A 25,506-nucleotide genomic window follows, 5' to 3' on the forward strand; every position below is an offset into this window, starting at 1 on the left:
TTCCAAAAATACCAACGTCGGTTTCAGGAATTAGAAGATCGGTTTCAGGCAGCGGGCTGGCTATCATTTATTTAGAGCGGAACGTTTTACTGGGAGTAGTACCAAACTTTTCACGATAAGCAAAAACTAAGTCCGCAGGTCGCCACCCTGTTTCGATAGCTGCATACTTTACAGATTTACCTTCCTGTAAAAGTTCGATTGCTTTTTTCAATCTTTCCTGACGCAAAAAATCATAAGGCCCTAAACCGTATACTTGTTTAAAAAGTCGTTTGAATTTATACTCATTCATTAGAAATCTTTTAGCAAGATCTGGTATTAAAAAATGCTTGCGTATATCTTTCAAAATCAGATTAGCTGCTTCGTTGATTTTACCAATTTCTCTTTCATCAACATCTACCAATACCTGCTTCTCTCTGCTGACTTTAACGAAAAACTTAAACAACAAATCCTTTGCTCTTGAATCAAAATAATCTTTCCTCCATTCCCCATCGTACGGACAGCGAAGTATGCTCTGAATAAATTGCAGTGTTTCTGTATCATTCCATCCTGGTGTATTAGGGAATTGAATACTCTCCTTGTCCTCCGATATATGCGTTGCCACTATTGGAAACATTCCAATCAATTTATTGACAAACCTTTCTGAAAACCAAATTGAAACCTTCTGTAGATATTGCTCAATACTTGGCGTGGATGTAATGATTTCTAAAGGTGCTTTTAATAACCTCCATTGATTTTCGAGCAACTCATTTTTTTTCGAAGAATTAAATTCCTGTATCAGGCTACCCTTTAAGAGCATTAACGAATCAACTCCCTTTGCAATTTCTTTCCGTTCATATTGAAAATGTTCAACAACATCAATACAACTGTACCTGATTCTGTATTCAGCTGTTGCATATTCCTGTATGCATATCGTTCCAAAATCGGATGTGCAGGAGAAAACGATTCCTCCAGGGAGTCGTACTCCGGGAAAATTCTCAGGAAGTTGGCTAGTCCACTTCAACTGTGCATGGGTGAGTGCATGCAGGGGTTCGTTCATGTGTAGCTGGGTAATCCTCTTATGTAAAATAACATTAATAATGCAAAATGCCGCTATTTGGCACAACGACAGTTCAAAAAAACAAACGAATATCAGTTGACGATCAGGTTTTTCAGCAGCCTTGTACAAGTAGTGCAAGCTTTAAGTAGTAAAAAACTCACGCCATTTGCATCAAACAAAACAACTCGTATATGTCGATGCAAATTTTAACCAAGGAAGATCTTCACCAGTTCAAAACCGAACTCTTCCAGGAGCTACAAACCATTCTCCCAAAAGACGAAAACCTCAAACTAAAACGTTGGCTCAAAACAGACGAGGTTAAAAAACTACTGAAAGTATCACCCGGCACTTTGCAAACCCTCCGCATTAACGGCACACTCAGCTACACCAAACTAGGGGGCATCATCTATTACGATTACGATCACATCGAAAAAATCCTCCGGCACAATCTTCAGCTGGCCACAAAACCTATTGATTAAGACTTGCATATTGTCCTGAGCGAAGTCGAAGGATTCACCATCAACTATGAACCATGAACTACAAACCATACAAAGGCCGTTGCCATACCTTAAAACACCGAAACACCTGCAAACCAAAAATCACTGCAGTTGAGCGTAAAAAAAGAAAGCAACAAAAACGATTAGCCAAAATGTTTCCTGTCTGGAAACACTGTTTGCCATGTTACAATACTTATCCTGAGCGCCAGTCGAAGGGCTCAAAACTCATAACACATAACTGCATTTTGTGAACTACATCCGCCACCTCAATGCATTCTTCACCTGTATTAAAACAGATGATCGTCTTTCATCATCCCATGTAAGTCTGTACATGGCATTATTTCAATATTGGAATTTCAACCGCTTCGGCAATCCCTTTTCCATTTACCGGGAAAATATCATGCAGTTAAGCAAGCTTTCAAAGAACACCTATCACAAGTGTGTAAAGGAATTGCATGAGGCCAAATACATTTACTACCATCCATCCGCTTCAAAATTTCAGGCCGTCCGTATCAGCATTGTCCGGCTCGATAAAGAAGAAGAACCAAAAACTAGGTACCATCAACTTGATCTCTTTGACATAGCTCCTGGTGACATAGCCCCGGGCTTTAGCCCGAGGGTTAAAAGTGAGACCGGACGAGTCGCAAACTTGCGACCTTCCAGTACCAATACTAAGACCGACACAGTATCAAATATGGGACACATTATAAAACCAAACAGTAAAACAGAAAACAGTGTTACAAACACACCCAACAGTTTTGATAAGCCGGACAGAAAAAGAAAGAAAGAAACAGGTTCGCCCCGTGTCTTAAAATCAATACCCGCAATTGCTGAAATCGAAGCATACTTCCGTGAAAACAATTATCCTGTCGCCGAAGCACATAAGTTTTTCCATTACAACAATGCAAAGAACTGGATGCTGACTGATAAGATACCGATCACAAACTGGCAATCCCTTGCGCTCAAATGGATGCTCAACCCTGTAACCGAAAATAGCAACAGCACTCCAGCTAAACCTTCCGTTGAAGAAGAACTAAGCTATCTCTATGAAAGCTTCCTTGAAGGCAATAAGATCTTTCACCAGGTTACAGCAGAGCATTTCAAACACCTGGCACTAACGTTAGGGGACGATGTACTAAACAAAGCCTGGGCAGAACGTATCAACCAACTCACCGGCACAAACCAGCATTCGCTTAGTCAGCTATGGCAGGCATACCAAACCAATGACCCCTCTAACCCATTAGTACAACAAGACAAACCAAACTTCATTCTGCTTGCAAAACGCATTGCAGTAATAAAGCATTTTTATTCACAAAAAAACAAGCAACATGAACATTAAGAATTACACCTCATCAGTAGAAGCAGGCAAATCCATGGCACGTATAGAAGAACTACTTGTGGAGATCGGAGCAACGAACATCAACAAGCAATACCAAAATAAACTATGCACCGGCATCACATTTCTATTGTATGACCAGCAGCTGCAGCAAACACTTCCCTTCCACCTCAAAGCCCAAGCCGAAGAATGTTTCCTCATACTTTGGAAAGACGTAAAACGTCCTCGTCTCGACACCAAAGACCAACTCCAAAAGCAAGCCGCCAAAACCGCATGGAAGATCCTCAGCGATTGGACAGAGATTCAATGCAGCATGATTCTTCTCGGTCAGGCCAAACCGTTACAAATGTTTTTACCCTTCGTGTACGACATGAAAACAAATGAAACCCTATTCGAGAAAGTAGCAACCGGCAAAGCAAAATTGTTAGTCGGGTAAAACACTCCTCTTATCGATCAGCTTTTTTCAACACCTGCCTTCATTTTACTAAATACCTTGTATATAATTGATATTCAATTATATACAACTTTGCTTTAAAAAGACAAGGTTGTATGTGAAAAATTGCTTTAATTTTGTTATACAGTGTTATACACCAATTATACAATAAAAATGAGTGAAGAAAACTTAAGTATTAAAGCGAAAGAAGCTCTCCGGCACATTAGAAATTGGATAATGCACAATTCTAGGTTTCCATCAATGAGAGAGCTTATGACAGCGATGGGATATAAATCACCTCGTTCTGCAATGCTTTTACTGGAAGAGCTTGAAACGAATGGATTTTTAAAAAAGAAAATCGACGGCAGCTATAAACTAATCAAGGATTTGGAGGAAACTGAAACCGTACGAACTGTTTCAATTCCCTTGATTGGATCAGTTGCTGCAGGCACACCAATTTTTGCTGACGAAAACATTGAAGCAATGATTCCTGTGTCAACATCTTTGATTAAGTCCGGTCAAAAATACTTCCTGTTGAAAGTCAGAGGAGACTCAATGGATTTGGCAGGAATTAATCATGGTGACATGATTCTTGTAATGCAAAAAAAATATGCAGACAACGGCGAAAACATAGTTGCCTTAATTGATGATGAGGCAACTGTAAAAGAATTTCATCACTCTGGTCAGATTGTTACTTTGGTTCCAAGATCTTCGAATCTTACGCATCAGCCAATCATTGTTACATCCAATCTAAGAATTCAGGGAATCGTTGCGGCCGTTATTCCTAAAGTAAACAATTAAAAAAAAATACCATGGCAAATTATCACGTTTCAAAAGACAAAGACACTGGAAAATGGAATATTCAAAAAGAAGGTGGCCAGAGGTCAAGCGGTTCTGCTGATACGCAAAAAGAGGCAGAAAAAACTGCAAAAGAATATGCTGCCAATTCTGGAGGCGGTGAAGTACGCATTCACGGCTTAGATGGCAAGATTAGAGATAGTGACACTGTTGCTCCTGCTAACGATCCAACATCTAGTAAAGACACCAAACATTAATCACAATCTAATTCTTAAAATTTAAATTGTATAACCATGACCTTACTTCAATGTATCCAAGGCTTGATTGATAACATCTCTGTTACAGACAAACAAGAAGAAAACATCAAAGCATCCCTATCCAACCTTGAAGGGCATCTGTTGGATAAGGACAATGGGCTACACATTCTAAGAACATTTACAAATGGATCTTACGACAGGGACACGATTATCCGTCCCTTAAATGACGTTGATGTTTTTGCTGTTCTTGACTATGACAAATGGAAAGATGAATATGGCAACTTACCGAACCCGCAAAGCGTGCTCACTAAATTCCGTAATTATCTAAACGACCAAAATGATTACAAAGACAAAGTAAAACAAGATCGTCCTTGTGTTACAGTTCAGCTTAGCGACAAAGACTTTGATGTTTTACCCAGTTTTGCACAATTAGGTGGTGGATACCTCATACCAAACTATGATTTAGAATCTTGGACATTTTCTTATCCTGAGCAGTTAACAAATAACCTGGATGACATCCACAAGAAAAGAGGATATAAGGTCAAGCCAACCATTATGTCAGTAAAATATTGGAACCGTGAAAACAACAAGTTGATTCCATCATATCATATTGAAGAAGTAGCTATCAATATTTTCCAGCTCAACGATTTTAAAAATTTTGAGCAATCAATACGTTTATGGTTTAACAACGCCGAGACTTATTTGGATTCAAGTAAATTCAAATCAAACGACGAGTATACAAAAGCCATCAATAAAGTACGAAGGGTTAAGGACAAACTCAATGATGCCTTGAAGAAATACGAAGATAATAAGGAGGATGAGGCAATTCAGATCTGGAAAGACATATTTGGCAAAGAGTTTCCTACGGTTTCTGATGATGAAGCAAAAAACTTTTCAAAATCATTGTCTGAAGGCAATTTAAAAATTTCGCCTTCAGGTGCTTTGTCTACCACAGTGGGTACAGCTATCTCCGCATCAAAAGGCTACTTTGGTGATATTTCAAAAGCCTAAATATTACAATCCTGCAATTCAGATACAGGCAATGAAAGCCCAGTATCCGCAGTTTAAAGTCATTAAGCGAAGTGATTTTGACATTGAATTCATTGGCGAACTGCATGTGAGCCCTGTTTTACCAGTCTACACTGTATCCATCAACTATTTGGGTTCATCGAGGCCTCTTGTAAGGATTATCAAGCCCGAATTAGTTTTGAAACCACCCCATTTTTATCAGGAAAGCAAATCTCTTTGCTTGTATCATCCGGACAACTATAAATGGTCTAAGGAAAAGCTTATTGCAAAAGACATAGTATCTTGGTCTGCAGCATGGATTTATTTCTATGAGAAATGGTTACAAACCGGCAAATGGTTTGGTCCCGAAGCAGATCATTCCATTGATATATCAAAATTTGAAACTAACTAATTATGGGATTTAGATTTGTACCTAATAGTGTATCATATGAAACTGTTAATCGGCTTAATAACTATGCCGACATTCTACTTTATACTTCGACTTTAGTTACAATTGCTATTAGCTTCTTGGGGTATTATGAGTTAATCCCAGATTTGAAAAACTTGCTGATTGGATTAAACATATTGTTCATTTGTATATTCGTCTATCTTGATAATAGAGCTAACTACATTTTTACGAAAGCAGAAATGCGTCGTCGCCTTGATTGGCTTGATAATTCATTTCAAACAAATTTTTCTGGAAAAAAATCGAAAGACTATTTTACCAACGATCATCTTTCTCCCGGCCTCTATAAACTTGCGGTTAACTGCTTTGAAAATAGCTTTCATACTCAATTCATTATTTCAAAAATGCTTCCTAAACTCATTACACAGACTATCATTATTGTTTTAGTCTTTATTATTTCCGCCTATATAGGAAATCGGGAAATAATTCGCATGTTCTTCGAATTGTCTTTGCCAGCCATCTTAATCCAAAAACTTATCAAAGCATTATATTTCTCAACTCGGATGGCAGATGTACAAGATCATTTTAAATCACTTTTCAATGATTTACTAAAAATAAATTTTGACGATAAAACAGCAGAATCGTTAAGAGATATTTTGGAATATGAAACAGCTTTATCATGGGCTTCAACTCCTCTGGATTCTAAAATTTTTTGGAAACATAAGGTTAAGTTAGCTCAGGACTGGGAAGAGTTAAAACAGGAATACAACATCAAGGCACTATAGAATGGAGGCAGGTTTAAATAATCACTTAAGAAAAATCTCCTCCGAATTATTTATCAAATACAATGCGGAGGAAAGACAGAAAATTGACAGATCAATTAATAGTATTATTGGGAAGCTAGACAATTATTTTGACAACCAAATTGATGAAGCTATAGTTTTTGGTTCATACACAAGAGACACAATTCTTCCTCGCCGCTTTGACTCTGCCTCTGACATTGATATTCTTATTCAATTCAATACAACTGACTTTGACAAATTAAAACCGGAAACCTATCGCAACCATTTAAAAAGGTTTGCGGAAACGAACTATACTGCCTCCCCTATTATTAAAGATCACCCTTCTATTGTTATCGAATTAGGTCATATAAAATTCGATCTTGTACCAGCTATTTTTGACGTAGGTCTTATTTACGACAGCATCGAAATTCCCGATAAAAATGGCGGCTGGCTGGAAACTGAACCTGATAAATTTAATGATACTCTTACTGAAGCAAACACTAATTACAACTCAATTGTAAAACCGATAATACGATTATTAAAATACTGGAATGCTTCCAACGGTTATCCGTTTTTCTCATTTGAATTAGAAACAGAAGTAGTAGATATGAATTTTAGTGATGAAAATTACCAGAGTGGTTTTCTATACGCAATTGAGGAACTTTCAGGCTCTGATTTACCTGGATGGGCCTCTTCAAAATTGGATGTACTTAAAACGAATGCTGGGAGGATTGATGAATACCTTGATCATGGAGACCTCCAAAAAGCCAAAAGCACCCTTGAAAGAATATTGCCTGGATTTAGTTAGATTAGTTAACAATATTGGCATTTCTAGGTAAAAGTGCCGACACTTCTCATTAACCTTGGCTGTAGTTCAACTGAGTGGTTATTTCCGCATGATTCCTGATTCTAGCGTATTTGGTCTTTTTTATATGTCGAAAATTGTCGAAATAATCGACATATTATGCATTTCATGACGATCTATTGGACATTAGATTATATTAATGTCGAAATTTACCCTTAAATTCATCATTAAATAATTAAAATATCGAACACTTCGACATCAGAAAACAATTATGTCGAAAAATATAGCAAAACCCACCATCAATGACATACAATAGGAATAACCCATATAACGACCTGCCTGCTCTTACCTCCACTGGTTTTACCGAATCCCCGGAAATCCTGAAACAACTCGTAAAAGCGTCTAGACATTTAGGGGAATTAAACGGCCTTTGCGCCTCTCTTCCAGATCCTCAGTTATTGATTAATACAATCGTTCTACAGGAAAGTAAAGACAGTTCCGCCATTGAAAATATTGTGACTACACAAGATGAGTTGTACAAAGCAGCATCAGAGCACGAATCCGCCAGCCCTGTAGCAAAAGAGGTATTGAATTACAGGGAGGCTCTATATGTTGGACTTGAAAAAATGAAAAGCCAGGAAGGTTTACTACTTACCAATACGATGGTCGAAATAGTACAGACTATAAAACAAAACAAAGCAAGTATTAGAAATTCACCCGGCACTTCGTTAAAGAACGCAATTAATGGTGAGGTAATATATACACCTCCATGTTGTGAAGATATAATAAGAGAAAAACTGGCCTCCTTGGAACAATTTATCAATGATCCTTCTCTTTCAGAATTCGACCCATTAATTAAAATGGCATTGATACATTATCAGTTTGAAGCAATACATCCTTTTTCCGATGGCAATGGGCGAACAGGGAGAATTGTGAATGCATTATACCTCGTTCAACAGGGATTGATATCACAGCCAGTACTGTATCTCAGTTCTTACATCGTAAAATATAAAGCCGAATACTACCAGCTATTAAAAGGCGTCACAGAAAAGAATAACTGGCATGACTGGGTAATGTATATGCTTACAGCATTGATCGAAACATCGCAGCTTACAACAAATAAAATTCGTAGTATGCTTTCATTAAAGGAAGAATTTGAAATAAAAATGAAAGAAACACTTGGTTCATCTTTTAGCTACGAGTTACTACAACTGATGTTTACTTTACCATATTTAAAAATTGAAATATTGGAAAGCAAGGGGATAGCTCACAGACAAACTGCATCAACTTGGCTGAAAAAACTAACCGATGCAGAAATTGTTAAGCCTCATAAAATTGGCAGAACAACTTATTATATCAACTATAGATTAATGGAACTATTATCAATTGATTAGAATCTATGAGCACCAAAAGCAATGTCTATTCGCAAGGTGGCGGTGGCACTACTTATGAATTTGAAGTGCAAACCGCATTTATGATTCAATTCATAATAGGAGGCATTATGCCTGGTATTTCCGACAGCCGTATTGATTTAATTCGCTTACAATCCGGGTCACTAAACTACCAAACTGATGATTTATTACTTGAATGTTCTAATGAAACTGGCCAAAAAACAAAAGTATTATTTCAAATAAAACACAATCTGACTATTTCCGAAAAAAGTCCCTTATTCTCAGAAGTTCTCAAGAAAATTTGGGATGATTTTGTAAATGAACAACTATTTAACCCAAATGTTGACAAAATATACATAGTCAAAAGCTATCTAACTTCGGATGAAAAAAAACACCTGAAAACACTTTGTAATTGGGCGAAAGTAAAAAGCACATCCGAAGATTTTATAAATGAGGCAAAGCGTATTCCATCCAAGAATAACTACCTACTCTTGTTCAGGAAAGTGCTAAAGAACATACTTAATAAAGAAATTGATGACGAAAATCTTTACCGCCTTTTTGTTTGCCTAGACTTTATTGAGTATGATTTCGGAGAAGCGGCAAGCACAGCAAAAGCGAATTTACTTACCCTAATTGAATGTTCTAAAGATTCATCTTGCACTTTACCTTCCGTACAGATTTGGGATAGTGTTTTCTCATTTGTAAGTCATGCTGACAATAAGGGTGGCTCATTCAATAGTACGAACATTCCAGCCCATTTAAAATCATTTTTCAACAGCTCCTATTATACAAATGCACAAAAGAAATTATTGTTAATAAGCCAGCAAAGCTTTGAACTAATAAACATCATTAATGATAAGATTGGCAACATTACTCTAGATCGCCAAAGCTACCTCGAAAGAATTACTACTGAATCTATCAACAATAATATCACGATTATAACAGGCGTAGCAGGGAGTGGTAAATCTGTTTTAGCCAAGCAATTCATCAGTAACATAAGAAAAAATAGCAGTGGCTATACACTGGTTTTTAAAGCAGATGAACTTAATAAAATAAGTTTAAGAGACTACTTTTTAAAATTTGACATTCACTTAACCACTTCCGAAATATTTAGTTTCTTTCCACTTCATAATGAACATTATATCTATATAGATTCATTTGAAAAACTTCTGGAAGGCGAAAGCGATGCATTTAAGCAGTTGCTAAATATAACTTCAGCCAACAGTAAGATTAAAATAATTGCTACCTGCAGAGAAGCTGACTTGTCATTAATCAGAATAAAATATTTATCTGAAAGCAAGACAGAGCCAATTAAAGTAAAGTTATTGAATGATGAAGAGTTGCTCATATTGCAGGAGAAGCTTCCTACTCTTGCTGCTATACTGAAAAATAAAAGGATACATTCTTTGCTTAAGGTTCCGAAATATCTGGATTTTGCTTACCGGGCTAATCAGCTATCAGGTGACAATTTTTCTGAGAGTGATGAACATGCGTTTATTCAAAACCTTTGGGATATTATTGTTGAGAACAAGCTTAATAATAGTAGCATTGGCTTACCGGAAAGGAGAAATAAACAGTTTGTTGATTTGGCTGTCACTCGGGCAAAAAAAATGGCCCCTTACATTATACCATTGAATCCAGATGTTGAAGCATTGGCAAATCTATTAAAGGACGGAGTAGTTGCTAAATCAAATGAGACCGACGCATATACGCCTGCTCACGATATACTGGAAGATTGGGCTTTAATAAAATATGTAGATTGGATATTTTTCCAACAAAAAGATCCTCTGCTTTTTTTCACTCATCTCGGCACAGAGCCAGCGATGCGAAGAGCCTTTAGGCTGTGGACTCTTCAGGCTTTAAAGTCACAGAATGAAGAAAAATTAGGATTCTTTACCCAAATATTATCAGCCGTTAATATTGAAAGTTACTGGCAGGATGAATCTGTTATTGCACTTCTGTACTCTCCATATCTGGCGACGTTTTTAGAATCCAATAAAGAATTGCTTCTGAAAAATAAATGGGCTCTCTTATCCAGGTTCATTCACATTATGCGAACTTCTTGTCGTGAATATGGAAATATTGATTTCTTGATTGAAAAGAAATTTATTCCGATTAGCGAATCGTGGAATCACATTATCAGCTTTATAGCTGAACACTTGGATAAACTACCCATAGAGAAATATGATTTAGTGTTACATACCATTAACGACTGGCATTACGTTCTTTATTGCACTGAAGATATTCACCCTGTTGCTGGCAAAGCAGGTATTATTGTTGAGCATCTTTTAGAAAATCAGTATATAAATCAAGATGATTACTATTATAGAAACGATAATGCGCTTCTATGTGTAAAATTACTTCTTGATTGTTGCGGCGCTATTCCAGATAAAACAAAAAAATTGATTGAAATAGCTTCGGCCAATTATGAAAAGGAAGAGGATGGAATAGATAGAGATTGGAAGAAAATTCGCTTTTACGAGAAAATTGTTGAAACAGCCTTGTCGGGCCCCGCTTCTACGCAACTTGCAAAACATCTACCAGCCATTCTTATTAGTTTAATGAAAAAAGAATGGATTTTACCGGATGAACCAGAAGTAGTAAATGACGATACTTGGGCTATTTCGTCACGACGTAATAGCCGTGATTCAAACACATCTTTCGGTCTTGCATCAGAATATAAGAGAGATTATTTCCCGGCATCTGCTTATCAAACTCCGGTTTATTGGTTGCTTAAGTATCATACCATTCCAACAATCGATTTTGTTATTGATTTGCTTAACCATTCCACTGAAGCATTTTTAAAGTCTGACTATGCAAGGTCGGACGAACGGTTAAAAATTGATATATACTTACCTGATGGAAGAATTATTTCACAACACGGGAGTATGGGTTTGTGGTCCATGTTTAGAGGTACAGGCATTGCAACACCTTATCTTTTGCAGTCAGTATTGATGGGTCTTGAAAAATACTTATTTGAAATAGGCGATCAAGGAATTGACCAAAAAGAATTTCTTCAATCTTTGATTGAAAGAATAATTACAGGAAGCAACAATATATCACTTACGGCAGTAATTTCAAGTGTTGCTCAAGCATACCCTCTAATGGTTGGCAAATGGATTGTCAGTTTATTCTCAGGAAGAAAAATAATGCATTGGGATATGGAACGCTACAGAGCAGATCAAACTCCTTTCTACCTTCCTGGTTTAGATAATGACAAATTGTTTCAACAAGAAAGAATTGCCGCCGACAAGTTACCGCATAGATCTGCACATAATTTGGGATTAAAAGGGTTCATTATTAATTACTGTTTTAACTATAGGGAATACAATAAGGAAATCTTTGCATTGCTGGAAAAACATAAGAAAGCGGCAAAAAGAAATGATTGGGAGTGGAAGAAAATTCTTTTTGAAATTGATATTAGGAATTGGGAAATCACAAATAAAACTATTATCGAAGACAAAATGCGGGTTCAACTTGAGCCAGTACACAAAGGAAAGCTGAAACAGGAAGTTGCGAAAATGCAGGAAGAAATGTCAGGATATGTGGAAAGCTCATCCCATACAAATTGGTTATTAAAAGTTTTAGATTCAAAGGAGCAGCCGGATATAAAAAGGTTAAAGGAAATTATAAAATACTATCAATCACAAGCAGAACTGAATCCTCATAATCATCATCCGGGAATTGCCGCTTCAATAGCTGTTAAACACTTTTGGAACGATTTCACAGAAGATGACAAACAATGGTGCATTGACATTATCTATCATATCTCAAGCCGTTTAATACAAAAAGACCTGGCTAATGATTATCTTTCATTTGACACTTCGCCGTTTGACGATGATGCTGTTATGGAAGTAATCCCTTTGCTACTAGGTGCGAATGGAATAGACAGAAAAGATTACAAATTTTTTCTAATAAACGTACTTTTTGCTAACATAAATTATAACAGTATTTGGTACAATAAATTTCTTAACGCATTCAGCAACCACCTGTGGAATTCTTGCCCTGACGAGGCTCTGCATTTATGGCTAGGTCTTTTGCAGTTTGCCAAAATTGAACAAACAAATCCATTTCATTCATACAGGAAGCCTGCAGACGAGGAAGTCGAATCTTACAATAAAGCTGTCAATATATTAATTGACTCAATCAGTAAAGGCACTGTATCGATAACCATGGACGAGATTGATTTCAAAAACTATTCGCAATGGATATTATTGAAGGCTATTAAAATAGTTCCTGTGAATAACACTCCAGTAGTTTGTCGTGACTTTTTATTAAAATCTATAACCCTTTTTATTCAATTTCAGCAAACAAGAAAGAACCGTTGGGACGAAGATGATCGCCTAATACATCATATTCAACCTGCGTTAGAAGAAAAAACTGGGAAAGTCATTCTGTGGAACGCTTTGCATAATGGAAGGGAATTCCTGAACAGTATAATTGATTTGTATTATAGCTGTTACAATTCGGTCTTCCCCGATATGGAAGTTAAAGGAGAAACTTCAAGATTGTTCCGGGATATTATGAAGAATATCATTTATGATGCTGATAGAAATTTGCCTGATAATAATAATGAAAAGTTGCTGCATACTATCAATTGCTTTAAAAATGTTTGGGAAGAATACTTCAACATTTTAGTCCAAAGGGAAACTCTTCTTTCTGGTGATTTACTTTTTTTAAACGTTGGGTGGAATGAAAACTCAAGACATTGGAAACCTTTGGATGTTATGGCTCCTTTTTTCAAGAAACTTATATTGTTGGCTGGAAAGTATTATCCCGAAGCCACAGTCAATCTTCTTAGTCACATTGGTGATCAAACATTATTGCCGGATGGCTTAACTATTTTATGGACAAGTTTGCAACAAAATTCTGAAAGACCAACTCTTAGATCAATACCCCATATAGAGCAACTTGTCTATAGGGTATATAATTACCATCTTATAGAATTAAAAAGAAACTCGGTTACTCTTGCTAACTATATATCCATGCTTGATGAATTAATCAAAGAAGGCTCTTCCGATGCTTACTGGATAAGAGAGTACTTGATTTCATTTAAATAATCATTTTCTCACTTCCCTATTTTGATTTATATAGTTGTCGTTTCTTATATAAAAAACTAATCCTGTTTAACTTTTCGTTGCTTTTCACGAAAAAACTCTCCTAATTTTTCCTGAAGCTTTTTATTTATCAATGCATATGTAGGAGATATTTCAAACATAAAATCCAATGTCTGAATATGCATATGAGTGATTTGATACTTCTTACGATTAACTATGCATTCGTATTCGTCGTCCACTAAGAATTTTTTTCTGTCAATTGGGTTATCGGCATCTGTATCAACAAAAAAATAAAGCTCCTTTTCTGTATGCAATTCAGGACGGAGATAATATATTTCCAAGTAGGGCCCGCCTTTGACTTTATCAGTAATAAGAAGGCAAATTACCGTTCCCGATTCAGAAGGAATAATCTGCAACAAATGCCTAATCTGTAAAAAATGCGTGCTTATATACTTGTCATATAATTTATAGTACTGCTTGAAAAACAATATTGTATTTTTCCATAATACATCTATGTCCCATGTGTCCTTAAAAGGCATTGAATTTCTATAATTAGCTTGATCAGATTGCCCTTGTTGATATTGTCTATTTGTAGAAACGAATCCTTTATTCTGCAAATAGTTGATATAATTTTTAATCAGATCAATATTGTAAAGTTCAGAAGTGATAAATACTTTAACCTTTGGTACAAAACCTTCTTGTACTTTTTCTATGGCTGCTTTAACCCTTTTTTTGAAGTGAGGAGAAGTTTTCCAACCACTGTAAGAATCAATACTGTGATTACATTCTGTTACCCAGTCCGCAAAACTTAATTCAGTTGCTGCAAGTACCGGAAGCACTTTAAATATCTTGTATTTTAGTTCCTGCAATGAGTATGAATCTTGCCCTGGTTCCATATCCAGGTAAACACAATTATGATCAATAAAACTGACAAGATATTCATGTGCAATAAAATCATCTGCAATCGGGAACTTAAACTTGCCGGCTACTTTCAAAATTGAATCCTCTAGCGATTTATAGGCCGTTTGCACAGGAAAATCCCTTATATTATCCAAGCTTTTACTGTGTACAAAAACAAGAATATTACCATTCATCATTTCTAGACCGATGTCAGTATTTGCATCAAAAACAACCTCTTTAATCAAAGTTTGTTCTTTTTTATATTCTACCGGAAATAGGATATAACGTATATCTGCAAATTCATACTTTACAATTCCTATTCCGATTTTCCAATAGTTTGGGTATAGAATTTCTTTAACCGAGCCAAATTCAATATCTAATATGTAGTTATACTTGTCTAAATAATTATGAATAGATTTCAATACTTGCAAAGGCAGCTTCGTGGGGTTTTGCAGCCTATGATTTAATTCTTCCAACTGCGTTTCAATAGTTCTTTTTTGATCTCGTAGAGTATCATAATTCCATACCTTATTAACAGTTTCCTTTGCTTTTTCGGCCCACTTTTCAATGTACGCTCTTTTTTCACCATCAATACAATTTTCAATCGGGATAGAAATGGTATAGCTTGCTCCGGTCATCTTTGAAGCCACTTCAATTAATGTAGCAGCATCAATATGCCGCCAATATGCTTTTTTATTTTGCCTATCCACAACTACAAGGAATACAGGAAGCGAAGAATTTTCACAGTATGAAAAAAAAGTTCGTTCACATTGATAAGATGGTGAGTTGAAATTTTTCGGTTGAAGTGTTTTTAATTGAATATCAATTTTACCAATTGGAATTTGTTCTTCATCTGTGATTTCTAATATTCCATCAGAATTTGGATACTTATCCATAACCCGGATTTCACCTTTGATGAAACGAGTATCTAATAAACTTTGAAATATGTTTTTGCTCTCTAGCTCTGTTGCAGATGTTGAAGAATAACCGGCAGGTTTACCATCAATTAATTTATTTGCGTCTTCTTCCATTAATTCAAAATTTTCTATGAACTACAAATTTAACCATTGCCATTCTTCTTCCTCACATCCATTATGCGTTTCCAAAGAAATACCGACTCGTTCTCATTAAGCAATAAATATTCACATGCAAAATAGTTTGTGAAAAACAATGTGTGCCTTCGGCACGATCTCGTAGTGTTTGCTTACTCCATTCCATTTTGTAAGCAAGGATTCGATTAATGAACTTATTGTTTCTTTCAATCACCATTCTTCGTAAGCCGGTAAATAGGTGTTCGTCATTCGTTGTCGGCAAGCAGGTACGCCAAACCATTGCAGCAAAAAAAATGAATTCAATGGCTGTTCCTTACAGGCATTTTTATAGCTGCAATGCCCTTCGCATTCTTCGTACCTCATCATGTCTCGGGTGCTCCGTTTCACTTCGCAGTTTGTCATACTGCTTGCAGCTCCTCCTCATTCCTCACGGCAGCTACTGTGTCCTTCACAGCCCTTTACTCAACCGCTCCTTCATTACATTTCATTCCACCTCGTTCGCTTCTATTCAATTGCTATAGTGCCTGGCATCCTGATCCAAACACAATACCAACACACAGCAGGATGCACATGCACTTCCGCAAGCCAACACTCACCGCTCACCGGGTTACATTTCACTTCATTCCGTCGGGTTTCGTTCAGTACTGTTCAGTCCATCCGCTGCCACACTTTTTTGCTCGCCGGCCGCCCCTTCAGGCTGCGTTCTCTGTGTGCTGCTAATTGCTTTGTTCGTACCTCTCATTCGCAAAGCTGCACATCAGTTCACTTGCATACGTCCGCCGCCTCCGTACCCTGACGGGTAAATTACTACGGCGGCGTCCTATGTAGCCAGCATCGCAGCAGCCCCATGGCCAAGCTTCTTTTTCATTGGCCTGAAATGGGGCTGCTGCTTTACTGCTGTCCCCTTTCGGGGGCTCGCCGTCGCCTCCGTTCGTTCCTCTCTCCGGCTCCTCATGGCTCGCTTTGCTGCCCACCCTTCACCGCCGTTACTCCCGGCGGGCCAAGCTTCTTTTTTGCCGCAGGCGCTTTTACCGGGTATCCTACACCGTCATATGACCTTTTTCATTTTCATAAATACACATTACATTAGCTTGATATGCGAAAGTTGAAAAATATAACATTCGCTAAAAGTACTGTTCGTCACATCATAAAGAATAACAACAAAGAAATTATGGACTTCCCAAAAAGGATAAAACAACATAAATCACAATCTGATTCGTTTTCTATACTACTATACAAACTTAAGGACCTAGGTATTTTCAGAAGTGCGACAGAAAATGATTATGGAATTGATTTTGAAATAGAAATGGTTATTAAGGAAAGGGTTATTGGGAAATACTTAAAAGCTCAAGTTAAAAGTGCTGAAGATCTTTACATTCGAGCAGACGGAATTCCTACCGTAAGTGGCATAAAACAAACAACACTAGCATATTGGACAGAACTTAGCTATAGATCACATGTTATTGCTTTTGCTGTTGACTTGTATACAGAGAAAATTTACTTTACTAAATCAATTTTTTGGCAAGCTACTGCATTAATTGATGGTTCAGAGAAATCCAAAACAATTGAGTTTTTGCCTACTATTGATTTGTCAAAAATAGCGGATGATATAACCAAAAAAGACTCTAAGACAATAGAGAAAACAGAAAATTATGTATCAACTATTCTTATTCAACAAACCGCATTTCAAAGTAGTATTGTTGACATCATTTATGCTCATAAAACAATTCTACGAAACATACACTCGGTTTTCGAGCTTTACACAGACACGTGGCACTATGACCCTTGGACAGAAGTTCAATCTTTAGATGTGTTCAAAACTTTATTAGAGTGCAGTAAAATTCTAATTAATAATTTGTCTGATACGAATTTAACAGAAGAAGAAAGAAATAATATTTTTGAATTTGATTACTGGGCAAGAATTACTGCTTGGTCTGGCGATGATATTTCAAATGAAGTGGCCAAAAAACCATTACAAATTTTGTTTCCATTACTATTAGACAAGATACAGCATTATAGCATGCTTGTAATAAAAGGCGCATATTACTGGATATACAAAGACATGCCGTATTTAAAATTAGTATTTAAAACAAAAATACCTGTCGAAAGGACTCACAAGAAAATGATTCATGTCAACTATGAGCAAACTGAATTTGAAAATAAAGAGCATTTTAACGATTTCGTTCACGATATAATTGATAAGAACAAAAAACTTAAAGAAGCCAAGAAAAGCAATATGTAACGGATATATATTACTTAACTGAGTTCCATTACCATATACTTTGAATTTTTATAGACATAGTGAATATCTCTATTTCGGTACTAGAATATTGCAAACTAAACCTGCGGGTGTAGCCCCATAACTCCGCAAAAATCAACCGTTCAATATTATTTTATGAGAGATGATTTTTCAGCAAAGACAAAAGAAATTTTAGCTAAAAGGGTCACACATAAATGTAGCAATCCTGATTGTAAAAAACCTACTATTGGGCCCAACTCTGACCCAAATAAGACTGTTCTTATTGGAGTAGCAGCTCATATTACTGCTGCTTCTGTTGGCGGTCCACGATATAATGCTGACTTGTCCCAAGAAGAACGAGCTGATATAGACAACGCTATTTGGTTATGTCAGAATTGTTCAGCTCTTATTGACAAAGACACTGTCAAATACACAGTGCCGTTATTAGAAAAGTGGAAAATAAATGCAGAAGACGAAGCCTTTAAGGCACTACAACAAAGGAATTATGCTGATACGCCAAAAGCAGACCAGGCCCGACCTTATGCTGAAGCTGAGCTTATTTGGACTCATGGTTTTAAAAGACCTCAAGGAGCAAGTCAAAAGACAAATGAAATATACGGGGACACTCCCATTTCAATAATGCAAGTTATTTGGTACAATCATATCGCATGGAACTATGAATTGAAAATCTATAACAATTCATCAGTGGGATTATTTAACTTAAAGCTTCATCAGCATCACAGTAACTCATTCTTTCACTTAAAAGAAAAGCTGCCGAAAATAAATAATCTCCCGCCTTACAGGGACTTGTCATTAAGAGCCGAAACATCAAGATTTTTTGAAGGAACAGGTGAAGAAGCAAATAAAATAATGAAGCCTCACTTCCCGGACCAGTTGCAAGGCTTACGACTACTACTTGAATATACGGGAGAAGATAGAAAGACATATTTTACTGAGCTAACACTAAACGGTAATACTTTAACTATTGTACATCTTGATGAAAAACCTAACGACTACTAAAACCACAGTGCAACTTTAAAACCAACATGGCAGAGCCCGTTGTCAATGTTTGAACGTTTTCGGGCTCTGTAAATATATCACTCAAAATGGAAAAAAAGAGACTCATACGTATCACTAAGAATAAAGTTTTTTTGACACCTGAAATGAGCTTAAACCTCTCCCAAACAAGTTTGGCAGGCATACATCTTAGCTTTAGGTCAGTTCAAGATATTTATTTTGAAGTAGAGGTATTAGACTATAACAAAGTAGAAAATAAAATCACCCTTGAAGTAATCGACTATCAGCCCAAGGATATTGAAAAATTCAAAGAACAAAACGCTAAAGCTCCTGTATTATTCGTCCATTTTAAACCGTTAAAGTGGACTTATATTGAAAGACATCTGGGAAGTTATACAAAATCAATATTACTAAAAGAAGGAATCGTAATTGAGGATAAAGCACCAAGAGCAAATCAAGATACAGAGAAATCGCCTTTAAGTACATTCAAATCAAAGGCTGAAGAATATGCTGATAAACTAAGCCAAAATTATAATACATCTATACCGAACAACGTCGAGTTTAAGCAACGAGAGCCGGTCATTGAAAAAATTACAGAAGAGGCAAAGGTTTATTTTAAAGACGCAGATTTTAACTTAGGATTTGTTGCTTTTAGCTACAAATCAAAGAGGTTAAACAATACATACAACCTCAAAATTGAAAACTACTTTTTACTACCTGAGTTTAATGCTGTTAAATCCTATTTTCCTAAAGCATTTGGTGGAAAAAAGCAGTTTACAATAAACATCACCTTTACCCTAAAAGACAAAGTGGTAACAGACATTGTTACTACGTCTATAGAAATTGATGGCATCAATGAAAATATTATTGACAGTATAAAACGAGAACGGGTTGCAAACCTCACATCTACTCCCTTGCGAAAATCAATTGATAAATCTCTTTTCACATCAGACGACATATTCAACAGTTTCGATGACGACCTGAAAGATGGAAATGTTTTCAACCAAACTGAAGAAGACATTTTAAACTTCTTAATTGAGATAAGGAATGTTAGAAATGCAAAGCATCTTCAATTTTTGTCAGGTTCGAAGCACTCGGCAAAACAAAAATTGCGATTCACTCTAAAGCCATTATTTGGATTTCTATTTTTCATTGAGGGCGAAACTAAAAATCACTTTTGTTGGGAGCTGCTAAATTCACATGCAACATATCTTTGGTCTTTCGACAAAATTGAGGCAGACGTAAAGTTTCAATTTAAAAGAGTTGAGGAAACAATCAATATCATTAGGGATATGGGCAGAGAGGCTTACAAGAATAATTTTAAAAGCAACAAAGTAGACAACGACTTGTCTTTCTGCACTATTGAACACTCTAATATTAACTCTGCTATTAAAGAAGGTTTTGTAGAGTGGCGACATAGGCTAAAAGAACGACTTGTATAGAAGCCTGCTAGTAACAAAAACATTGACAAAAAGGAAGTGTACTAAACTACTGTTGAAAGCGTTCTCCATCTTCAGCATCATTTTCTCTAGCAAAAAAATCCCTACTATTTATTTCTTAGTAATCCACTATGGCCAGCTGATAGGCAAGTTATGCTCCTTATAGTCGGCAAGGTCTGCACTCCACTTCGTTCCGCTTGCCTTGTGGTTTTTGCAAAAAAATCTCCAGCCCTTCGTTTCGTTTTCTGCTTCGCTAATTTATACTCACTCCGGGTAGTATTTTTTATGCAAAAAACCTTGCCTTCCTGCCCACGCTGCATTTGAGTTGCCTATCGCTGGCCAAATGTGGTGTCTTGCCGCATAGCAAAAAACAGCGGTACAAAATTTATGATGTATCCAATGGTTCGTTGCTATCATCAAAACGCTTCTATTCCGCAACACTCATTTTTTATTCTTTGCAAAGGGAACAATGCTGGCAAGCCTTCCTTAACTCCATGGCCTAATTCATTTATTGCCACTTCTTCGAATGAAGAGTATTACAAGTTCTTCTTTTGGTTGGTGTATGGCTTGCATCAGTCAGGCAAGTTTAAAGTTCATCATCGTGGCTCTGTCATTCCTTACATCAACATTGAAGATGTCCGCACTTGCATCAGGGAAGTTGCTTTACTCATTCATCCCAATTGGCAGCGCTTTCAGAAAATTTTTTCAGCACTTGAAAAATGCAGTCAGCTTAAATCAAATCTTGCACAGCAAATCGTTGCAACAGAAAAACTGCAAAAGGCTTTACTACATGAATACTTCCAACAAATTAAAAATGCCCCTAAATAAGGGGCGTTTGCTGATGACAGATTTACGACCTGGTAAGCGGATGCATGATCAATGCCATTGGCTAACAGTGTGCCATAACGCTTTTGCTGTGATCGTGTTTTTATTCAGCTAAGATAGTTTAGGCAGGCTGACACACTTACTCTGATAACAAAACAAAAAGACTACGGCATAAACACCCGACCAATGCGCTGACCCTTCCTTTATTCCGTTTCCTTTTTGTTTTCGTTGCTGCCTTCACTGTGAGGTGCTTCTAAAAATCACTATTATGCAAAAGCAACTTCGTATCATCACCAGTCGCCGCATGTCGGTTTGCCCACTCAGCATTGCTTACATTCCACTTCCTGTTCCTGCAGTGCCGGCCATTGCATTTAGTAGGCATTTTCAGCGGCATCCATTGCATTCACGGCCTCTTCCGCTAGTTCGTGTTTATCAGTTGGCTTCTGGCTGGTTTATCCTTTGTTATCCATCCGGCCGTCGTCAGCTTGCAGCATTGCCATTCTAAAGGCTGCATAAACAATGCTCCGTTTCTGCGGGGCATTGTCATGATAACCTTCCTGAATTACTGTCATATTTTGACACATAAACTTTGCTGACCTTCCAACTCCGGACCAGCCTGCTATCCAATTGAAAAAATAAAATTACCGCCAATTTAGCTTCGGGGCACAGACCTAAACAGCGCAGCATAAACACATTACCCTCTCACAAGGCTTTCTTTTATACAGCCAGCTACAAACCCTTCGCTTTTATTGGACGGTCATTTTATTTTTTAATCCTTCAATTGTTTGTTATGGCAGTCCTTGTTAATCGTTGGTTCGTTGGCAGCATTTGGGTTTCATGCTGGCATGTATCACCTGGTGTGTTTGTGTTTGCATCACAGTTGGGCTTTTGTTTTGCATCATCATGTGAGCCTCCTTTTTAGGGGGCTTTACGAATGCATTGCAGACTCTAAACTCTGAAATTCCAAAAGAAATTAGTATCATTTACTTTACTATATTTCTACATTATTTAATTACTATGGACAGAGAAACACTAACTCATCTAATCGATGCATACATTAGGCAATCTTACGAAGGCCAGGAGATCGAAAACAACAAAATTGATTTTAAACTCAAATGGTATGATCTTACTTCGAAAAAAGGCGAGAATGAATTTCTAAAGGACACTTCTGCTATTGCCAACACATTCGGTTTAGACGGTTTTATAATTATCGGGTATGATCCCAAAACAAAACAATTTAACCCTTCACAATTTTCAGATTGTGGCAAGAAAGATCCGGCCGAATTAATGGGCTTAATAAGCAAACGAGTCGATCGCATTTTTGATTTTAGTTCGTTTGATATAACAGTAATGAATCAACGCATTTCTGTCATTCATATTCCGCCATCAATTGACAAGCCCCATCTTATTACAAATTACCAGACATTTGATAAAAATGAGAATATTAAAAACGAAGAGCAACAAAAAATATTTGTTCGGAAAAACACTAGCACATATCCAGCTTCAAAGCATGATTTAGAACTAATGTATTATGACCGTAAAAACATCATTCCTGAATATAGAATCATTTCAACAATCACTTCCAATAGCTTAGAATTCTCCACAACCAATCTGGCCAATCAATGTACTTCCGTAAAACTTACTGCGCCTATCTTCTTTGAAAATGTAGGCAGCCGTCCAGTATCAATTTCACGGATGCATTTCATTGTTTCGTTGTTTAGCGATGCTACTTTAATAAGTGAGTCTATAAATTTGTTTTCCTCTCATGAAATTGTATTACACCCCATTATATTGAAGCCCGGAGATATTGTTTTTAAGTCATTACAATTTACCAGCGAAGATTATAATGGTTATAGTATTAAAGAAGTTCACTCATGGATTCAACATTTTCGACTAAACTCAAGAACCTTGATTTTTTCAGATATGCTTTTCATTTTTTCGAATGGATCAACATTATCCCAAAACCTCACAGTTGGAAATCTGTAGGTTGTGTTTTTTAAATCCCTAAAAAGATCATTTAAATAAAAAAGCCCCGATAAACATCGGGGCTCGTTCACTTCGCTCACCACAAACGAAGTAATTATTTTTTCATTCGTTTCACAAGAAGTTTCAAGAACATCGTAACTCCAAAACTTACAACTGCACCAACAGCAGCAAGCACACCGGTCTTAACAAGATCTTCGCTGTGAATGTTTGCGAAGATCGAAAGCAAGGTACCAGCTGCTGTTCCGGCTTTCGTAGTATTGTCGAAATGCTGTTGCATTATTCACCCTCCACTGCAGTCTGACTAACCGCACTTAATACACCGCTGGCCACCGCCAGGTATCCAGCAACTTTGATCACTACCGCAGGAAGCGCCACCGGCGCTGCAACGATTGTAGTTGCTACAGCTGCTAATGCCAATCCGATTGTTCGAAGCTTCTTGAAAAATTTGGGCGTGGGTGCATTTACCCGTCGCATAAGTTGTTTCATCAGTTAACAGATTTTATAATTAGAAATATTTTATTCCCTTTGTCAAATTCAATAGATGTGACAGCAAGTAACTTTTTTAAAGCAAGCATTGAGTTGTTTCCTTTTCCTTCACCAGTACAAATGGAAACCGGAGCGATACAGCCTTTCGATTCTTTCAAAGCATCATTGAATGCATGAATTAATATCAGGCTTCTTCCTTTCACATCATTCACATGCAAATGATGCTTGTATCGTTGGCTGTATCGCTTTGTCAGTTCATATCTTCCTTCAGGTATGCACGAGATCATTTGTTTATTCGCAAGCCATGGCAATTCTATAGTTGAACATACCCGCTTGTTATTATGGAGCAACTCTCCGTTCGTGCCGTCAGGAAAATATGTTCTGATTAATTCCAGTTCCATCTTTCATAGGATTTTAAGATTGATAATTTGCTTTACTACTTTCGATTCACCAATAACGATTCACGACTGTATTAAACACCACCATCCACCTTCACAAGATTCAACGCATTGTATGCTCCATTTTTCAACGCATACATCTGTCCATTTACTTGTTGATAGAATTCGATTCCAAGAGCCAGGAAGAGCGGATGCGTACTGTTTGCTGTCACCGCATTGGAAAGATTGACAACAGCAGTTGCGACTGCATCCCATGGGAGAATTGCCGTTGATTGTGCATCCACCACAAACACTTCGTTTTCAAAATCAACTTCTGCACCCGCAGAGATGATTTTAAAATGTGTTGCACCACCTGGTGCTGCAATCATGTTGAGAGGAACAAATGAAGGCATGTTCACAACCAGTGTACCTGCTGCACGATCAATCGTTGAAGTGAAAGGCGCATAAATGGTGGTACCAAGTTTGCCATTCAGATTGAAGTCAAAACCTTGTAAGAGTTCTGCTTCACCATCGATCACATTTCGTAAACCACGGGGATTGACTGCATCTTCCTGGATTACCTTCACAAACAAAGTAGTTAAGCGGCTCACCATTCGACTATCGGCCGTGTTTTGTAACAATGCACGTAATGAAGTCCGTAAGATTTTTCCGGCTTTACCTGCACGGCCAAACTCAGCACCATTTTCACGAGTTCGTTGAAATGCAGGATCGTTTGCAATACGGTCGGCTGGCACACCGCCTTTCTCCCTGGCTAAATAGCCATCCTTCGATTTGTAAAACGTCAAATCGCCAATCGTTCCGTCGAGTTTAATAATTCCTTTTTGTCTTGCCATAAGATTTGGATTGTTTTGTTTAAAATTGGTTGCTGCAAAAGCACTTACTGTACTCCGTTATAGCTATAACTTTTTTATATTTTTGCAACTGTCATCACAAGATTAAAATGACTTTCAAACAATACAAAGCAACCGTTCCGAACGTGCAGGCTTATGCAGCAAACGATCCCAAATCGCATAGTCATTTATGCAAAAGACATTATGAATATCACCGGCCGTAAAGAACGAGCCGCCCGGAAGTTGCTTGCCCAGATCAGGAAAAAGTATCAAAAGAAAAACGGGGAGTTTATTTCAGTAGATGAGTTTTGCGATTTCACAGGCTTAAAAGAGGAAAAAGTAGCTCCTTTTCTGGTCTCTTAAAGCCTACTTCTAGCCATATCACAGGCATGGATAAAGTATGGCCATCAACAAATTGTACCAAAGTCCTCCAAACTGTTCGGTGCGTAATTCGGTGCGTTACCGAGATGCCATTTCCTGAAATCCAATACAGGCATGCGTTTCGGAAATCATTACAAATCCCGCCCT

Annotated in this window: 23 protein-coding genes; 18 read left to right on the plus strand and 5 right to left on the minus strand. The window is 37.1% G+C overall.

Annotation, left to right across the window (positions count from 1 at the left end; all coding sequences use genetic code 11):
• Positions 1-67: 67 nt before the first annotated feature.
• Positions 68-1,036, minus strand: a complete 969-nt coding sequence (locus ESA94_RS13740; RefSeq protein ID WP_129131503.1) for a helix-turn-helix domain-containing protein — start codon at positions 1,034-1,036, stop codon at positions 68-70.
• A gap of 191 nt (positions 1,037-1,227) precedes the next feature.
• Between ESA94_RS13740 and ESA94_RS13745 the strand changes: the two genes are divergently transcribed.
• From ESA94_RS13745 to ESA94_RS13795, 11 genes are all read left to right on the plus strand, one after another.
• Positions 1,228-1,515 carry a helix-turn-helix domain-containing protein gene (locus ESA94_RS13745; RefSeq protein WP_129131504.1) on the plus strand — a complete coding sequence of 96 codons (288 nt, stop codon included), beginning with the start codon at positions 1,228-1,230 and terminating at the stop codon, positions 1,513-1,515.
• A gap of 265 nt (positions 1,516-1,780) precedes the next feature.
• A complete protein-coding gene (locus ESA94_RS13750) occupies positions 1,781-2,872 on the plus strand; it encodes a hypothetical protein (RefSeq protein ID WP_129131505.1) in 1,092 nt (363 codons plus the stop codon).
• Positions 2,862-3,305 (plus strand): hypothetical protein, encoded by a 444-nt coding sequence (locus ESA94_RS13755; protein ID WP_129131506.1) that lies wholly within the window; start codon positions 2,862-2,864, stop codon positions 3,303-3,305. The genes ESA94_RS13750 and ESA94_RS13755 overlap by 11 nt, the downstream gene beginning before the upstream one ends.
• Positions 3,306-3,476: 171 nt before the next feature.
• Positions 3,477-4,103, plus strand: coding sequence for a transcriptional repressor LexA (gene lexA, locus ESA94_RS13760; RefSeq protein ID WP_129131507.1), 627 nt, complete (start codon positions 3,477-3,479; stop codon positions 4,101-4,103).
• 11 nt (positions 4,104-4,114) lie between these two features.
• A complete protein-coding gene (locus ESA94_RS13765; protein ID WP_129131508.1) occupies positions 4,115-4,357 on the plus strand; it encodes a DUF2188 domain-containing protein in 243 nt (80 codons plus the stop codon).
• A gap of 36 nt (positions 4,358-4,393) precedes the next feature.
• Entirely contained in the window at positions 4,394-5,368 is a 975-nt protein-coding gene (locus ESA94_RS13770; RefSeq protein WP_129131509.1) for a nucleotidyltransferase domain-containing protein, read from the plus strand.
• Positions 5,369-5,399: 31 nt separating this feature from the next.
• Positions 5,400-5,777 carry a hypothetical protein gene (locus tag ESA94_RS13775; RefSeq protein WP_129131510.1) on the plus strand — a complete coding sequence of 126 codons (378 nt, stop codon included), beginning with the start codon at positions 5,400-5,402 and terminating at the stop codon, positions 5,775-5,777.
• Positions 5,778-5,779: 2 nt separating this feature from the next.
• Complete coding sequence (locus ESA94_RS13780; RefSeq protein ID WP_129131511.1) at positions 5,780-6,556, plus strand: hypothetical protein; 777 nt, start codon at positions 5,780-5,782, stop codon at positions 6,554-6,556.
• Between the two features lies 1 nt (position 6,557).
• Positions 6,558-7,361, plus strand: a complete 804-nt coding sequence (locus tag ESA94_RS13785; RefSeq protein ID WP_129131512.1) for an SMODS domain-containing nucleotidyltransferase — start codon at positions 6,558-6,560, stop codon at positions 7,359-7,361.
• A gap of 299 nt (positions 7,362-7,660) precedes the next feature.
• A complete protein-coding gene (locus ESA94_RS13790; RefSeq protein WP_129131513.1) occupies positions 7,661-8,752 on the plus strand; it encodes a Fic family protein in 1,092 nt (363 codons plus the stop codon).
• 5 nt (positions 8,753-8,757) lie between these two features.
• A complete protein-coding gene (locus tag ESA94_RS13795) occupies positions 8,758-13,809 on the plus strand; it encodes an NACHT domain-containing protein (protein WP_129131514.1) in 5,052 nt (1,683 codons plus the stop codon).
• A gap of 56 nt (positions 13,810-13,865) precedes the next feature.
• Here the strand turns inward: ESA94_RS13795 and ESA94_RS13800 are convergent, their stop codons facing one another.
• Complete coding sequence (locus tag ESA94_RS13800; RefSeq protein ID WP_129131515.1) at positions 13,866-15,737, minus strand: DUF4365 domain-containing protein; 1,872 nt, start codon at positions 15,735-15,737, stop codon at positions 13,866-13,868.
• 1,117 nt (positions 15,738-16,854) lie between these two features.
• Between ESA94_RS13800 and ESA94_RS13805 the strand changes: the two genes are divergently transcribed.
• The 6 genes from ESA94_RS13805 to ESA94_RS13830 all read left to right on the plus strand — a co-directional run bounded on the left by ESA94_RS13805 (position 16,855) and on the right by ESA94_RS13830 (position 23,264).
• Positions 16,855-18,000 carry a DUF4365 domain-containing protein gene (locus tag ESA94_RS13805; RefSeq protein WP_129131516.1) on the plus strand — a complete coding sequence of 382 codons (1,146 nt, stop codon included), beginning with the start codon at positions 16,855-16,857 and terminating at the stop codon, positions 17,998-18,000.
• 153 nt (positions 18,001-18,153) lie between these two features.
• Complete coding sequence (locus ESA94_RS13810) at positions 18,154-19,017, plus strand: hypothetical protein (RefSeq protein WP_129131517.1); 864 nt, start codon at positions 18,154-18,156, stop codon at positions 19,015-19,017.
• A gap of 86 nt (positions 19,018-19,103) precedes the next feature.
• A complete protein-coding gene (locus tag ESA94_RS13815) occupies positions 19,104-20,456 on the plus strand; it encodes a hypothetical protein (RefSeq protein WP_129131518.1) in 1,353 nt (450 codons plus the stop codon).
• A 384-nt stretch (positions 20,457-20,840) separates the two neighbouring features.
• Entirely contained in the window at positions 20,841-21,281 is a 441-nt protein-coding gene (locus ESA94_RS13820) for a DUF6943 family protein (protein WP_129131519.1), read from the plus strand.
• Positions 21,282-21,546: 265 nt separating this feature from the next.
• On the plus strand, positions 21,547-21,783 hold the full coding sequence (locus ESA94_RS13825) for a hypothetical protein (protein WP_129131520.1): 237 nt from the start codon (positions 21,547-21,549) through the stop codon (positions 21,781-21,783).
• 512 nt (positions 21,784-22,295) lie between these two features.
• Complete coding sequence (locus tag ESA94_RS13830; RefSeq protein WP_129131521.1) at positions 22,296-23,264, plus strand: AlbA family DNA-binding domain-containing protein; 969 nt, start codon at positions 22,296-22,298, stop codon at positions 23,262-23,264.
• Positions 23,265-23,540: 276 nt separating this feature from the next.
• Here the strand turns inward: ESA94_RS13830 and ESA94_RS13840 are convergent, their stop codons facing one another.
• The 3 genes from ESA94_RS13840 to ESA94_RS13850 all read right to left on the minus strand — a co-directional run bounded on the left by ESA94_RS13840 (position 23,541) and on the right by ESA94_RS13850 (position 24,981).
• Positions 23,541-23,738 carry a hypothetical protein gene (locus ESA94_RS13840; RefSeq protein WP_240671058.1) on the minus strand — a complete coding sequence of 66 codons (198 nt, stop codon included), beginning with the start codon at positions 23,736-23,738 and terminating at the stop codon, positions 23,541-23,543.
• Positions 23,739-23,749: 11 nt separating this feature from the next.
• The gene (locus ESA94_RS13845) at positions 23,750-24,151 is read right to left on the minus strand and encodes a DUF5675 family protein (RefSeq protein WP_129131524.1); all 402 of its coding nucleotides are present in this window, start codon (positions 24,149-24,151) and stop codon (positions 23,750-23,752) included.
• A gap of 71 nt (positions 24,152-24,222) precedes the next feature.
• Positions 24,223-24,981 (minus strand): hypothetical protein, encoded by a 759-nt coding sequence (locus ESA94_RS13850; protein WP_129131525.1) that lies wholly within the window; start codon positions 24,979-24,981, stop codon positions 24,223-24,225.
• A gap of 153 nt (positions 24,982-25,134) precedes the next feature.
• Here ESA94_RS13850 and ESA94_RS13855 point away from each other — a divergent pair, with 153 nt between their 5' ends.
• Positions 25,135-25,341, plus strand: a complete 207-nt coding sequence (locus ESA94_RS13855; protein ID WP_129131526.1) for a hypothetical protein — start codon at positions 25,135-25,137, stop codon at positions 25,339-25,341.
• The last annotated feature ends 165 nt before the right edge of the window (positions 25,342-25,506 follow it).

Source organism: Lacibacter luteus (genome assembly GCF_004118265.1).
Taxonomy (GTDB): domain Bacteria; phylum Bacteroidota; class Bacteroidia; order Chitinophagales; family Chitinophagaceae; genus Lacibacter; species Lacibacter luteus.